This window comes from Veronia nyctiphanis (genome assembly GCF_004116385.1).
Lineage (GTDB): Bacteria > Pseudomonadota > Gammaproteobacteria > Enterobacterales > Vibrionaceae > Veronia > Veronia nyctiphanis.
Map to the genome: position 1 here is coordinate 45017 of NZ_PEIB01000015.1, position 13492 is coordinate 58508.

The 13492-nt window shown below is 48.7% G+C and carries 14 protein-coding genes; 6 read left to right on the top strand and 8 right to left on the bottom strand.

The annotated features are described in order from the left end of the window. Positions 1-63: 63 nt before the first annotated feature. From CS022_RS13155 to CS022_RS26385, 3 genes are all read left to right on the top strand, one after another. Positions 64-1014, top strand: coding sequence for a Gfo/Idh/MocA family oxidoreductase (locus tag CS022_RS13155; RefSeq protein WP_129122666.1), 951 nt, complete (start codon positions 64-66; stop codon positions 1012-1014). 79 nt (positions 1015-1093) lie between these two features. Next, positions 1094-1786, top strand: coding sequence for an aldo/keto reductase (locus CS022_RS13160; RefSeq protein WP_235869495.1), 693 nt, complete (start codon positions 1094-1096; stop codon positions 1784-1786). A gap of 115 nt (positions 1787-1901) precedes the next feature. Next, the gene (locus tag CS022_RS26385; RefSeq protein WP_235869496.1) at positions 1902-2072 is read left to right on the top strand and encodes a hypothetical protein; all 171 of its coding nucleotides are present in this window, start codon (positions 1902-1904) and stop codon (positions 2070-2072) included. 52 nt (positions 2073-2124) lie between these two features. On the opposite strand, the gene CS022_RS13165 is transcribed toward CS022_RS26385, so the two are convergent. The 8 genes from CS022_RS13165 to CS022_RS13195 all read right to left on the bottom strand — a co-directional run bounded on the left by CS022_RS13165 (position 2125) and on the right by CS022_RS13195 (position 10340). Then, positions 2125-3339, bottom strand: a complete 1215-nt coding sequence (locus tag CS022_RS13165) for a hypothetical protein (protein WP_129122667.1) — start codon at positions 3337-3339, stop codon at positions 2125-2127. Beyond that, positions 3327-4316 (bottom strand): PKD domain-containing protein, encoded by a 990-nt coding sequence (locus tag CS022_RS13170; protein ID WP_129122668.1) that lies wholly within the window; start codon positions 4314-4316, stop codon positions 3327-3329. Before CS022_RS13170 ends, CS022_RS13165 begins: the two co-directional genes overlap by 13 nt. A gap of 298 nt (positions 4317-4614) precedes the next feature. After that, positions 4615-6210 (bottom strand): MFS transporter, encoded by a 1596-nt coding sequence (locus CS022_RS13175; RefSeq protein WP_129122669.1) that lies wholly within the window; start codon positions 6208-6210, stop codon positions 4615-4617. Between the two features lie 7 nt (positions 6211-6217). Then, positions 6218-6754, bottom strand: coding sequence for a VOC family protein (locus tag CS022_RS26390; RefSeq protein WP_235869497.1), 537 nt, complete (start codon positions 6752-6754; stop codon positions 6218-6220). A gap of 104 nt (positions 6755-6858) precedes the next feature. After that, positions 6859-8067: a sugar phosphate isomerase/epimerase and 4-hydroxyphenylpyruvate domain-containing protein gene (locus CS022_RS13180; protein WP_235869498.1), complete on the bottom strand. Its 1209-nt coding sequence runs from the start codon at positions 8065-8067 to the stop codon at positions 6859-6861. 19 nt (positions 8068-8086) lie between these two features. Next, positions 8087-8521: a type II 3-dehydroquinate dehydratase gene (gene aroQ / locus CS022_RS13185; RefSeq protein ID WP_129122670.1), complete on the bottom strand. Its 435-nt coding sequence runs from the start codon at positions 8519-8521 to the stop codon at positions 8087-8089. A 56-nt stretch (positions 8522-8577) separates the two neighbouring features. After that, a complete protein-coding gene (locus CS022_RS13190) occupies positions 8578-9642 on the bottom strand; it encodes a Gfo/Idh/MocA family protein (RefSeq protein WP_129122671.1) in 1065 nt (354 codons plus the stop codon). Positions 9643-9695: 53 nt separating this feature from the next. Further along, positions 9696-10340 (bottom strand): GntR family transcriptional regulator, encoded by a 645-nt coding sequence (locus tag CS022_RS13195; protein WP_129122672.1) that lies wholly within the window; start codon positions 10338-10340, stop codon positions 9696-9698. A gap of 326 nt (positions 10341-10666) precedes the next feature. On the opposite strand from CS022_RS13195, the gene CS022_RS13200 reads away from it, so the two are divergent. The 3 genes from CS022_RS13200 to CS022_RS13210 are packed head-to-tail and all read left to right on the top strand — an operon-like array spanning position 10667 to position 13476. Continuing rightward, the gene (locus CS022_RS13200; protein ID WP_129122673.1) at positions 10667-11671 is read left to right on the top strand and encodes a sialic acid TRAP transporter substrate-binding protein SiaP; all 1005 of its coding nucleotides are present in this window, start codon (positions 10667-10669) and stop codon (positions 11669-11671) included. A gap of 9 nt (positions 11672-11680) precedes the next feature. Next, complete coding sequence (locus CS022_RS13205) at positions 11681-12184, top strand: TRAP transporter small permease (protein WP_129122674.1); 504 nt, start codon at positions 11681-11683, stop codon at positions 12182-12184. Next, positions 12181-13476: a TRAP transporter large permease gene (locus CS022_RS13210; protein WP_129122675.1), complete on the top strand. Its 1296-nt coding sequence runs from the start codon at positions 12181-12183 to the stop codon at positions 13474-13476. The genes CS022_RS13205 and CS022_RS13210 overlap by 4 nt, the downstream gene beginning before the upstream one ends. The last annotated feature ends 16 nt before the right edge of the window (positions 13477-13492 follow it).

Consider the following 13492-nt stretch of genomic DNA (forward strand, 5'->3'; position numbering starts at 1 on the left):
ACCTATACAAACAGCGGTGTAAACGGTTACTACGTCGCCGTTTACCGAGGGAGTCAGGGAAAAATGAAAATCATCATGGTTGGAGAAGGGGCATTCGGACACAAACATCTGGATGCGATTAAGAATATTGAAAATGTTGAAGTGGTGGGTATTGCTGGTGGTGAAGAGCAAAGTACCCGTGCAACTGCTGAAAAGTACGGGATACCAGAGTGGACGCTGGACCTTCAGGATGCGCTTGCTCTTCCCGGGGTAGAGGCTGCCATCATCACCTCCCCAACGCCTATCCATGCCAGTCAGGCCATTGAGGTCATGCAGGCAGGAAAGCATGTGATGGTAGAAATCCCGATGGCTGACTCACTGGAAGATGCACAACGTGTTTGCGATGTGCAACGTGAGACTGGCCTTGTTGCCATGGCTGGCCATACCCGTCGCTTCAACCCCTCGCATCAGTATTTGAACCAAAAACTGCGAGCGGGTGAGATTCGCATTCAACAAATGGATGTACAGACCTACTTCTTCCGTCGCAAAAACCTGAATGCGTTGGGTCAACCACGAAGCTGGACAGATCATCTGCTCTGGCACCATGCCTGTCATACTGTTGATCTGTTCGCGTATCAGACAGGTGAGGAAATCGTTGATGTTCAGGCAATGCAGGGGCCGAAACACCCAGAGTTAGGCATTGCGATGGACATGAGTATCTTAATGAAAACGGCCTCGGGCGCTCTATGTACGCTCTCACTTTCTTTCAACAATGATGGCCCGCTCGGCACCTTTTTCCGTTATATCTGTGACAATGGGACTTACATTGCAAGATACGATGACTTGGTCGACGGTAACGAAAACGCAATTGATGTCAGTGATGTTGATGTCTCTATGAACGGGATAGAGCTTCAGGACAGAGAGTTTTTTGCTGCCATTCGAGAGGGTCGTGAACCCAATGCGAGTGTCAATCAAGCGCTGGCGGCAATGAAAGTGCTGGATCGCATCGATAACGTACTCGGCGAAAAATCCTAAATTCAGACCTTACGAGAACAGGCAGTTAGATGGAAAAGCGTCAAATCGGCTCACTAAGGGTATCCCCCATTGGTCTTGGTTGTATGAACATGTCTCATGGCTATGGGCCATCGGACGACAAGGTGTCAGAAGTTCTGCTGCATCAGCCTTAGATAACGGCTATGACTTTCTGGATACGGCGACCATGTATGGCGGCGGGCACAACGAATCCTTGATTGGTCGTGTACTGAAAGATCGCCGCAGTGAATATGTACTTGCCAGTAAATGTGCTTTGTTCAAGAAAGACGGCAAACCGACCATTGATGGCAGGCCGGAGACAATCCGAGCACAGTGCGAAGCCAGCCTCGAGCGCCTGCAAACTGACGTGATTGATCTTTACTATCTTCATCGCCTCGATCCAAATGTACCGATTGAGGAAAGTGTCGGTGCGCTGTCTGAGCTGGTGAGACAAGGAAAGGTGCAGGAAATTGGTCTTTCCGAAGTATCTTCAGACACACTTCGACGCGCCTGTCAGGAGCATCAGATAGCTGCCGTCCAGTCGGAATACTCACTTTGGACACGGCTGCCTGAACTGAAAATGCTCGCAGCATGCGAGGAGTTAGGGGTAACCTTCGTTCCCTTCTCGCCACTGGCCCGGCAGTTCTTGACTGGAAAAGCACAGAACCTGACTCATCTGACCGCAGGCGATATCAGAACTGGCAATGCAGCCCGCGTTTTGAACCTGACGCGTTTGAGGCGAACAGTCGGCTTCTACGGCCGATGGCTGACATAGCGAGAGAGCTTGGGTGCTCAATGGCACAACTGGCCTTGTCGTGGTTGCTGGCTCTGAAAAATAGCTTGGCAAGCAAACACTGGTGCCTATCCCCGGCACCAAACACGTAAGCTATATGATTGAAAATCAAAGAGCATGCGATGTTCTGCTTGATGATGCCACGGTTAGCCAGCTCAGTGCTCTGATTAATGATGAGAAAGTTATAGGTGAGCGATACAGCGCTGGACAAATGAAAGTGATGGATTCAGAAAAGGACAGGGCTGACTCTAAGCCAATATTGATTTAGCAGTAACGGGTCGGAATTATCCGACCCGTTTGCTTAGTTCGATCACCTTATGTCAGAACAAAGGCCCTTGATCAACATTGTCTACGCAAGGAAGGCCGTCTCCACCGATTTGAACATACGTGCCGCCCTGAAATATGCCGACGGTTAATAGCGAATTGGCGTTACCCGAACTGTTTGTTGCCATGATAGGGGACGTAAAGCTCTTACACACAGTATCAGGCTCCTCAATCATGGTTAAAATTCCCGTACTGTTGTTGAAAGACAGCCAGTCAGGCAGTTCGTCAGATATCATCCAAGCTGCTACTGCACCGCCCTGATTGAAGGTATTCAGATCAACAACAACGTTTTCAGTTCCCTCAATTTTTTGGCTTGCCGCAGGCAAATCGGGGGGAGCAACCGCATTGCTGACGTCAAAACTCACGATAATTTCGTCTGATGCGCCCTCGTCATCAATAGCGAGGATGATAGCGCTGAAACTCCCTGAGGTTGTCGTCGAGCCAACGATTTCTGCTTGGGTGGCATTAATTGCGTTGAGACTGATGCCCGGGGGCAAAGAGCCCGACGAAATCGAATATGTCACCGATGATTCCGTGCTAACTGGCAGCAGCTGGATTGGAGTAATAAGACTGTTGAGGTATAAGCCTACTACTTCAACGAGGTCATCACCCGTTTTGGGTAGCGGAACCACATTCAACGGTTCACCTGTATCAATCCCAACCGTGAATGTTCTCGCCAGCGATTCACTCGGTGCTGGCGTAACACACTGCGTGTCGCTGTTTGCGCTTGTCCCGTCGTCAAAGTTGGCGGTGACTCTCAGACATGTTTCCGCATTGCTGGGCACAAATAAAGGGTTTGTTGAGGAGTTAACTGAAATTACTGTACCGACCTGACTGGGCCGCCAGCCGATATCAGTCTGTGTTTCACCGTAAATGGTGGCTGTCCCCTCTTTGTCGGAAACCACGGTTACGGTCACCTGACCCGCATTGATGCTGACATCGCAGTTCCACCATGAAAAATGACTAACAGTGGCCTCAAAGGCTAATGCTGTTGGTGAATCTGACGATGCGATAACGGTTCCGTTCCCTTCTTGCGTCCATATTCCCGTATCTTCATTCAGTGACCACAGTGGTACGGAGTCACCGATGTTGATGTTACTGCCGTCCGGATAGGTGGCAGTGTAAATCGGAATGGTGACGTCTGCGGTAGCACCGGGGGCAAGGTCGATTTCTTCGCCATTGGCGGTGAAATGAAACTCTACCGTACCCAAACTGACGATTGGAGACGAGGCCCCGCTTCCTTCCAGAATGCCCGTAAAGTCGCCGGGGAAGGCAGCCAGTGTGCTGGTTGAGAGATATCCACGGGCGTGATAGTCAGCTGAATCTCCTGCGTCACGGCGTTACCGTTGTCATCAACAAATTCGCTGGCGTTGAATGAAACGGTTGCACCATCAGCGCCGTTTTCAGAGGTATTACCTGCCGCCGTCACATTGATAACACTTCCTCGTGGGATGAGGGTGACAGTGAGATCTGTTTCTCCGCCTGAAGCTGGTGAACTGAAGGGTACGCTCTGCACGGCAAATCCCGGCGCGTTAACTTTCAGAGCATAATCTGTCTCTGGGTCAACAGCGACCTGTTGCGATCCACTCACTATGGTTGCTAGGTCCGAAACCCCTACGCCAGACTGAAAGAAAGACAGTTCTGCGTTGGAAACCGGACTGCCATCGACTGAGCGGATACGAAGATTTACGTTTGATGTGGCATCCGCAGGCGAAATATTCACTGAAACGAAATCCACGTCCCTTGCCCACATGTTGTCTTTAACAGTAAGCCGGAAAACGAGGCGTGTTTCTTCGCTAACATCGGGTGCGGTAAATGATGCGCTGGGGGAATGCCGTCCACTGAGTTTCACCCAAGGCCCCCTGACCTGTCGCCAGTAATACCTGACAAGAATACCGTCTGGATCGGCGCTATTTGTTCCATCAAGTTTAACCAGCGTGTCACTGGCGACATCCTGATTATCACCTGCATCAGCGTTAGGCTGTTGATTCAGGCAGTGGTTGTGCCACCAAAAAAACTGCGCCCAGTAGTAGTGAAAAGGGTTTGGGTTTATGTGATTGTGACAGGGCTGAGGGTGGCTGAATGCGCCGCCCCACCAATAGTGTTGTTTCGAGCCATGTGCATGAGTAAATGATGAAAGGAGCGAGAGTAATGTAAACAAGGCGGAAAATAGGATGTATTTATACATGATTACCCCTGAAAGGTTGTTTATAAATAGAGGCTTAACGTTAAATTTCAAACAAAGACGTAGAAAGCCTCTGCTAAACGCTAATATGGACATGAATAAATTGTAAGGAAAAACAAACAGCGATGACTTGAATTCTTACCACTGCATCAGAGGCGCAATATTGCGATTTGTCTTGTCGGTGAAAAGGGTGCCTACAAATGTGTTGGAGACCTATTACGTCGTGCAGAATACTTAGTGGCAGCCTATTTTTGTCTATTGGATAGGTTATCCTGCCGTGATCCCAAGTGCTTACATTCGATTAGCCGACATATTCCAGATCTTCAAAAAGCTGATTAATCTCTGCTGTCTCTTCATCGCTGGCATCCTTGATCAATACTTCATGAATTCGCTGATTTATCCTTTCTTTACGAAGGATAAATAAATCATGCAGTGAATAGGCGACTTCCAATCGCCGCTTAGGAAATTGTTCGACGAGATAGCCGATTAATTCGCCGGATCGTTTCGGGAAAGTTAGGGCAATGTTCTTGGCAATGTCATTGGCATTTAACGCTGAACCTTCCAATGCAACTTTCATCAGTTGACCCGGGTCAGACGGATTTTGGCCCAATGCAGCGATGAGCAGTTTAAGCTCGGGGTTGGTTTTACCCACTTCTTTAAAGTCGAGCATGGGGTCTAGCTCTGTGCTACCCGTAGGCAGGGGCTGAACGTTAACCTGAAACTGCGTGGTAGCGGGTAATGTTTCTGTACGGAAGATCAGCTTTCGCGTCGTCAAGAAGGCAAAAACAAATATATGTACAGCAATGACGTAGTAATAGAGCCAGACAATGCTGAAACTGTTCATCAGGTTACTGGCGACGATAGGGCCGATAATGCCCCCGCACCCGAGTAAAATCTGCATGCTGCTGGTGGCGGGCATGGCTTCTTTGGGCGAGATATGGTCAAACACCTGCGTCACCGCGAGAGGGAACAGCGCAACGCCAGAGCCGCCAGAAATCCAGAATAAAACGGCGAGCACTTCAATTGGCATTGGGTTGAAGTAGTCGTAGACAATCATGCTGTTACTCAACACGCCCATCACCATCAGGCCTGAGGCAATCACCCGCTTATCAAATCGGTCGGCGAGCCAGCCCGTCGGGAACTGCGTGAGCAAGCCGCCCATTTGATAGGAACCGAGGATCAATGACAGCCAAATTCCTGAAATCCCCTTGCCATAGGCGTAAAGCGCGATAAGCGATACGCTGGACGCATTGATAAGGCCCGCACAAAAGCATGAAATCGTTCCCGACGGCGAATAGCGCCAGAGTGTTGATAGTGACATCGGTGCACTTTTCTCGGGCAGTTCGGGGGCAGGCAAGCGGCTCATCGACATGATGATCAGTGAAAAACACAAGAAGACACTGATCACACCAAATACCCTTGGGTCTTGCTCGTTGTAGAGGCTGAACAAAAACGGCGCCGTACCAAAACCGACGGCAAAACAGATCTGGTAGGTACCGTAAACACGCCCGCGATTACTGCGGTCACTCAGTACGTTAAGCCAGCTTTCGAGCGTGATAAATGAGGTTACATAACAGAATCCGGCCATCATCCGGAGTGCAGCAGTCAGGAAAATATCGTTGGAATAACTATGAACGACAGAAATGATCGCTAGCATTGCGGCCATCGACGCAAAGGCGCGTATGTGTCCAACACGCATAACCGCTCGCGAACCAAATAAGCCGGCGCAAATCGCACCGACTGCGAACATACTCATCGCCAGACCAATATTCGAAGTTTCGTAGCCCGTTTCCTTCATCCTGATAGGCAGCATGATGAAGAAAAGGTTGTGACTGATGGCAAAGCCGAAAATGGTGAATAGAATTGGTCTAATACGGGAAAATATACTGCTTTTCATACTCTCCTTAATTCAATTCTCTGGCCTGCATGGTCAGTCTCATCTGGCTGTTTGCCGCACCAAAACCCTGATAGCCATTTCGTTGCACGATTTCAAAACAAAAGCGTCCGGCGAACATTGAGGTGTAAAGTTGATAAAAACTGCCGAACCCATCTTCATCGTAAAGGATGTTGAAGCGTTTAAGTTGTCTCAATGTTTCATCCGAGAGGTTAAAACGCGCAGCCAGGTCGTCGTAGTAGTTTGCAGTCACTGGCATAGTGTTGGCGCCCTGCTTCTCAATAAACGCAGCTGTTTCAAACATGTCTCTGGTAGTAAGTGCAATATGGTTCACTCCGGTTCCGGCATACTGGTCAAGAATTTTGCTGGAAACCGTACGCGAAGCCTGACTGCTGTTCATGGTAAAACTGACTTGCTTGTCTGGCGTCTGCATTGCCTGACTTTTTACCAACCCACCGGGGTCTGAGACATCTACGGTAGGCATCGTTGTCATGCCAAACATTGCCCGGTAAAGCAGAATGGAGTGAAGCATTTCTTCATAGCTCATGGTGGTGGCAATGTGATCAACCCGGCCGAGAAAAGCTTGCGGCTCTGCCGGATCATGCCAATGGAATTCCCGCTCCCAGTGCGCAGGGCTGTCGGCTTCATCAATCAGATAGATGAGACTGCGCCGGGCCCTGAAATAGCAGGAATACCATGAGTATCTGTGTCCGGGTTACCAAATACGGCGGGGAAACAAAGCTGCTCGGCGCGGGCAACAAGCTGGCTGACATCGCGACAGGTTAACCCAACCGCACAAACCGACACGCCATGCTGCTGGTGGTACTTTTGCGCAAAACTGTCCGGCTCAAGGTTCATGACCATATTGATGTTACCTTGGCGCCACAGCTCAACATCTTTCTTTTTATGCGTGCCTGCGTGAGTGAAACCAAGATGTTGCAGCAACGTAGTCAGACCTTGTTTTTCATTATTGCTGAGGGCGAACTCAATAAACTGGATTTCTGAAGGGGGTGAGACGTCGGGCAAAGGCGCTGGTATCTCCTGCTTAATCTTTTCGGCTGCGTTATTAGCAAACACCAGCGAGCGATAGCCATCGATGGCGGTCTTTTCCGGAGAGCCCGAACGAAACTGATCGTTGAAAATTTCCAGTGAGAAGGGGCCGTCATAGCCCGTTGCTTGGAGGTTGGCCATGAATTGATCCAATGGCAGATCACCCTGTCCCGGAAAGCAGCGGTAGTGACGGCTCCAACTCAGGTGATCCATAGACAGACTCGGAGCGTCAGCAACTTGTACCAGAAAGATCTGGTCGCCGGGAATATTCAGCATGGTGCTCAAATCGCACTGGCGCGAAAAGATATGGAAGGTATCTAAACATAAACCAATAGATTTATGATTCGTACGGCGGACGATTTCCCATGAATCCCGGTAGTCATAAACATGTTTACCCCAGCCAAGTGCTTCATAAGCCACCCGCATACGGCGCTTTTCGGCACGTTCACCCAGCTCGTGAAAATCATCTGCCGCACGCTGAATGCCACCCAGCGCGTTGGGAGAAACACTGCTGCATACCATGAGCAAGTCTGTGCCGAGTTGCTCCATTAAATCGAACTTGCGTTCTGCACGATCAAAGGCTTTTTGGCGATATGGCGCGGGTAATCCCTCAAAGTCTCGGAAGGGCTGATAGGTCACAACCTCAAGGCCATGATCATCAAGCATGCTGCGAATTTCATGCACAGAGCCAGTGTGGGTAATCAGATCATTTTCGAAGATCTCAATACCCCGAAAACCAGCTTTGGCGATGGCTTCGATCTTTTGTCGTAAGGTGCCGGACAGGCAAACGGTGGCGATGGAATAGATCATGCTGACATCTCCAGTTTTCTTACCAGCCTTCGATAGCCAACACATAACTTGTTATGCCAAAGCCTGCAATGACGCCCTCGCTGACTGGCGTGAGAAATGAGTGATGCCTGAACGATTCTCGCTGATGAACATTTGAAATATGTACTTCGACAACAGGTACATTCGCGCCTTTGATTGCATCAGCAAGGGCAACGGAGGTATGTGTATATGCGCCAGCGTTGAAAACAACACCCAGCATGTCACCCTTGAGTAACGCTTTACCTGCCTGATGGAGTGCTTCAATCAACTCGCCTTCATGGTTGCTTTGTAGACAAGTCACTGAGAGGTCGTGCTTGGCTGCGGTTTCGCGACAAAGCTGTTCGACATCGTGCAGGGTACTGGTGCCATATTTTTCAGGTTCCCTTTGCCCTAGCAGGTTGAGGTTGGGTCCATTGAGAATGAGTACAGACTTCATTGATCACTTCCTTTCCTGTACAAGGTGATGACGTTAACGGAATCAAATTACTGAATTTAGTGGATGTCGTCGACGTAGATGGTTTTGCCTTCTTTCACGGCTTTCACTACTGCCTCTGTGACCCGCAGGTTTTGTAGCCCGTCGTGCACTGTCACCAAGGGGGGCTCTGTCTTTCGGATCACATTACAAAAATGCTGTAATTGCAGACGCAGTGGGTCATCACGCTCAAGGGATACACGTTCTGATTCAAAGGGTTTCCACCATGAACGTTCTCTGTCTTCGGTGTAGTATTTGAGTCGCATTGTCGGTACCGAAAGAGAGCCTGATGTACCTGCGACGTGATAGCAGTCTTCGTCTTTACAGGTCGTATAGGCTTTATTTTCCTGTGAGGTTTGTTCCCAGCTTTGTCCTGAGCCTGCGGTATCTGAAAGAATAAAGGTACCGATAGCGCCATTCTCGAATGCCAGTGTTATCCCGACAGAATCTTCGACATCGAAATTTCGGTGCCGATTGGATGCAATGGCCTGAACCGCGGTGATTTCACCACACATGTAGCGAAGGTTACCGATATCATGGATCAGGTTGATCAGAATAGGTCCACCGCCTTCCTGCGTTCGCCATTTCGCTGCGAGAAAATACTCATCGGGTTTGTAGAAAAGCGCACTGCCATTCACCGCCACCACATCTCCCAGCACACCTGAGTCAATCACCTCGCGTGTCCGCTGCATAATGGGGCTATGCATGCGGTGGTGACCAATAAGTATGCTGTTGAATATTTCCTCGGACCGTGACGCGAGATTAACCAGTGTGTTGGCTTCTGATACTGAGTGAGAAATCGGTTTTTCAATCAAAACCGGTATCCCTGCCTCAATACAAGCCATGGCTTGTTCGACATGCAAGCTGTTAGGGGTGGCGAGAATAACCCCATCGACTTCTAACACTGAAATGAGGTCAGAAAGCTTCGAAAAGTGGGGAACATGATGCTCCTCTGCGAGTAACTTGCTCTCCTCAAACGGGTCGACGATTGCGACCAGATTGCAGCTGTCACTGGCTTTTATTAGGCGAATATGGCTTTTACCTATCAGTCCAGCGCCAACGACGGCGAGGTTTAACATCTCCATTGGCTATGATTTTCCTTCTTCAAGTAACCCTGTTTAGGGTGAAATGCATGATGTCAGTTATCTGGGTGAGACTGACTGATCCGAGAAACAAATCCTTCGAGGTGTTGCTTAATAGCAGTGACACAGGCAGTTAAATCCCGTTTTAATGCGGCATCCATGATGTCTGCATGTTCATCAATAATATGAATCCCTCTGAAGCCATTGGCACGGATGTCCATCATCACAAATTGACGGAATTGGTCGTAAATCTGCTTATGATAGTGCTTATGAAGATCAGAACCACAAGCCGCAATGAGGGCTGCATGGAATTCATAGTCGCAGCGATGCCAAATCAAAAAGTTGTCATCGACACTCTCGCGCATCTTGCTCTCTACGTGCTCAAGTTTGTGGTGCGCAGCAACGAGATTGCTCTCCCACTCCATATCACCATTGGCGAAAGACGCCTTCGCTCCGTCAGATTCAACGAGAATACGAAAGCGCGTCAGCTCTTCCATGCGTTTTGAGGAGTAGTTAAGAACACTGAATCCTTTTTGTCCTTCGGCAACGATCAGTCCTTCACTCGATAAACGGGTCAAACTTTCGCGGATCAAGTTGACGCCACTGCCATATTTTTCTTTCAGCGATTCAATTCTTAGCCGACTTCCCGGCTCAAATTCACCCATCAAAATGTCATTTCTCAGCGATTCATACAGGGTCATGCGTACAGATACCTTGTGCTAAAACTAAATTATTATTCATATTATCAATGCTTTACTTGCCATTATTTCTCATTACTGCGCATTGGCCTTGGTCACTATTGAGTGTGATCAGCTTCTAAATTATCTAGGTTTACTATAAATCAAAAAATGACCCATAAAAGTAGAAATATAGGCTGTTTTTACATTTGAGACACATTTTGACAACACAGGGTTAAAGTCATCGTCTAGGCTAATGGCATATCAAACGGTGACATTACTCGCATTAAGGAGTGTCACTTCATTACCAGGAAGCGTGCTTATGCTGCTTCTGCACAAAGGAGTGTTTTATGAAAGTGTTGTCGAAAGTGTCAGCGAAGGGGCTGAATCACTTCCTGAAGACTGCGACGCTGGTCGCAGGCTTAGTGTCAGTATCGGTCGCCAGTGCTGCTGATATTAAACTTCGCCTGTCAGCACCAAGCTCAGAGACTGACCAACGCGCTGTCGCACTGACAACTGTGTTTGGTCCCGGGGTAGCGAGCTTTGCCGAGTTTGAGCCTCACTGGAACGCATCTCTGTTCAAGCAAGGTACTGAACTTGAGGCGATTGCGCGTGGCAATCTTGACATGGCAATGGCGTCAGCACAGGAGCTGGCAGAGTTTATTCCTGAGTTTTCGATTTTCTCTGCAGGTTACATGCACCGTGACGCTGCCCATCAGGTCGCTGTGTTTAACGCAGATTTTATGGAGCCGTTAAAAGAGAAAGTGGAAGACACATTGGGTGTGAAGCTGCTGACTGTCATTTACCTTGGTCGTCGCCAGTTGAACCTGCGTGAAGACATGAAAGTGAGCACCCCCGCTGATTTGAAAGGGGTAAAACTCCGGATGCCGGGTTCTGAGGCATGGCAATTCTTAGGCAAAGCGCTGGGTGCCAACCCAACGCCAATGGCATTTACTGAGGTATATACCGCCCTTCAGACGGGTGCTGTTGATGGACAGGACAACCCACTACCTACTGATAAAGATGCCAAGTTTTATGAGGTTACGAAACAAATCGTGTTGACCAGTCACCTTGTTGATCTCAACTATCTGGCGATCTCGAAAAAGGTTTACGACAAGATGACACCTGCGCAACAGAAGCAGTTAGTGAAAGCAGCTAACGATGCCGCAGAGTTTGGTCGCAACAACCAACTGAAACTGGAATCTGAACTGGCAGATTTCTTCCGCGAACAAGGCCTGAAAGTGTATGAACCAAATCTGGATGCGTTCCGCACACATGTACAAAAAGCGTATTTGGAATCAGATTTCTCTGATACCTGGCCTGAAGGTCTGGTAGAGAAAATAAATAACCTGTGAGGGTAGCCTGTGAAAAGCATCCTTGATTGGATAAAGCGGATTGCAGACGGTGTTGCGGTCATTATGTTGGCCGCAATGTTCCTGATTTTCTGCGCACAAATACTTTCCCGTTATGTGTTTAATGCGCCTATAGGCTGGTCGTCTGAATTACTGCTCACACTGTGGTTGTGGGTGATTTTCTGGGCGGGTGCATTTTGCTTGCAGCACAAAGATCATATTCGCTTCGATTTGCTGTACCTGAATGTGCCAAACAAGGCAAAACGCGTGTTTCTGATTATTGCTGCTGTTGGCGTTATCGTGGGTTTCGGAGCCAGTTTTTTGCCAACGTGGGACTACATCACTTTCTACAAAATCAAGAAAAGCGCCATCCTGAAATGGCGGCTTGATTATGTGTTCAGTATTTATGGGGTTTTCCTCGGAGTCATAATTCTTCGCTACGTCTACGACCTGATTCGCTATTTGAATCCAAACTTTGAGGTCGAAGACGACAAGGACGGACAGGTGAAAGAATGAGTCTAGCGTTAACACTTTGCTTGCTGGCGGTCTTTTTGCTGGCAGCGTTTGGTGCACCCGTATCATTCTCGATGATCATTGGTGCCATTGTATATCTTGCTGTCAGTGGACAAGACTTGGCGTTGGCCGGAGAGCAGATTATTCAGGGTTTTTACAACAGCTTTATTTTATTGGCTGTCCCCCTGTTTATTGCCGCTGCTAACATTATGAATGCTGGCAGTATCACCGACAGATTGCTTCAGTTTTGTGTGGCCATGGTTGGCCATTTACGTGGAGGGCTGGGACATGTAAATATCGTTTCAAGCCTGATATTTTCCGGTATGTCTGGCTCCGCGGTTGCTGATGCAGCAGGCGTTGGGCGTGTCATCATTAATATGATGACCAAAGAGGGGCGTTATCCCCCAGCTTATGCTGCTGCTATCACTGCCGCATCTGCGACGATAGGACCGATCATTCCGCCATCCATCCCAATGGTTATCTATGCGTTGGTCTCCGATACGTCTATCGGTTATCTGTTCATTGCAGGCCTAGTGCCGGGGCTGTTAATGGGCGTTGTTCTGATGGGGATGAATGGCTACCTTTCTCATAGAATGAATATCGTCAGAGAGCCTCGGACACCGCTGAAAGAGATCCCCGGTATTACCTTTCGTGCATTACCGACATTATTGATGCCAGCCATTTTGTTGTTTGGCATCTACGGTGGTGTCACCACACCGACGGAAGCTGCTGCTGTCGCTGCCGCCTACGCACTGATTCTGGCCGCAGTCGTTTACCGCTCTATCAGCCTGAAGCAGCTGTATGCTGCGCTGAAGGAAAGTGCTTATTCCTCTGCATCCGTGGGGTTGGTGATAGGCTCAGCGCTGATCTTCAACTACATCATTGCAACAGAGAATGTGCCAACGTCGATTGCGAACTTAATTCAGGCGCTGGACTTGTCACCGATTCAGTTTTTACTGATGGTCAATCTGGTGTATTTAATGCTCGGTTTCGTACTTGATGCGACCACTGTGATACTGGTGATTGTGCCTCTGTTTATACCTGCATGTCGTGAACTGGGGATAGACTTGATTCACTTCGGGGTGATTACCATCGTTAACTTGATGATAGGACTGATAACACCGCCCTATGGTGTGTTACTGTTTGTGATAAACGGCACCACAGGCATACCATTGGCGGGGATAATCAAGCAGGTGATACCCTTTATCGGTGTACTATTGGCAGCCCTGTTTACGATGATCATGTTGCCAGATGTCATTCTCTTTATGCCAAGGCTAATGGGGTATCAGGGATAGACATCGTAAGTTATTC

Bases quoted from the DNA above. Each gene is read 5' to 3' on its own strand.
- CS022_RS13155 (WP_129122666.1), top strand. From the start codon at position 64: ATGAAAATCATCATGGTTGGAGAAGGGGCATTCGGACACAAACATCTG.
- CS022_RS26385 (WP_235869496.1), top strand. From the start codon at position 1,902: ATGATTGAAAATCAAAGAGCATGCGATGTTCTGCTTGATGATGCCACG.
- CS022_RS13170 (WP_129122668.1), bottom strand. From the start codon at position 4,316: ATGTATAAATACATCCTATTTTCCGCCTTGTTTACATTACTCTCGCTC.
- CS022_RS13175 (WP_129122669.1), bottom strand. From the start codon at position 6,210: ATGAAAAGCAGTATATTTTCCCGTATTAGACCAATTCTATTCACCATT.
- CS022_RS26390 (WP_235869497.1), bottom strand. From the start codon at position 6,754: ATGAGCTATGAAGAAATGCTTCACTCCATTCTGCTTTACCGGGCAATG.
- CS022_RS13180 (WP_235869498.1), bottom strand. From the start codon at position 8,067: ATGATCTATTCCATCGCCACCGTTTGCCTGTCCGGCACCTTACGACAA.
- aroQ (WP_129122670.1), bottom strand. From the start codon at position 8,521: ATGAAGTCTGTACTCATTCTCAATGGACCCAACCTCAACCTGCTAGGG.
- CS022_RS13190 (WP_129122671.1), bottom strand. From the start codon at position 9,642: ATGGAGATGTTAAACCTCGCCGTCGTTGGCGCTGGACTGATAGGTAAA.
- CS022_RS13195 (WP_129122672.1), bottom strand. From the start codon at position 10,340: ATGACCCTGTATGAATCGCTGAGAAATGACATTTTGATGGGTGAATTT.
- CS022_RS13200 (WP_129122673.1), top strand. From the start codon at position 10,667: ATGAAAGTGTTGTCGAAAGTGTCAGCGAAGGGGCTGAATCACTTCCTG.
- CS022_RS13210 (WP_129122675.1), top strand. From the start codon at position 12,181: ATGAGTCTAGCGTTAACACTTTGCTTGCTGGCGGTCTTTTTGCTGGCA.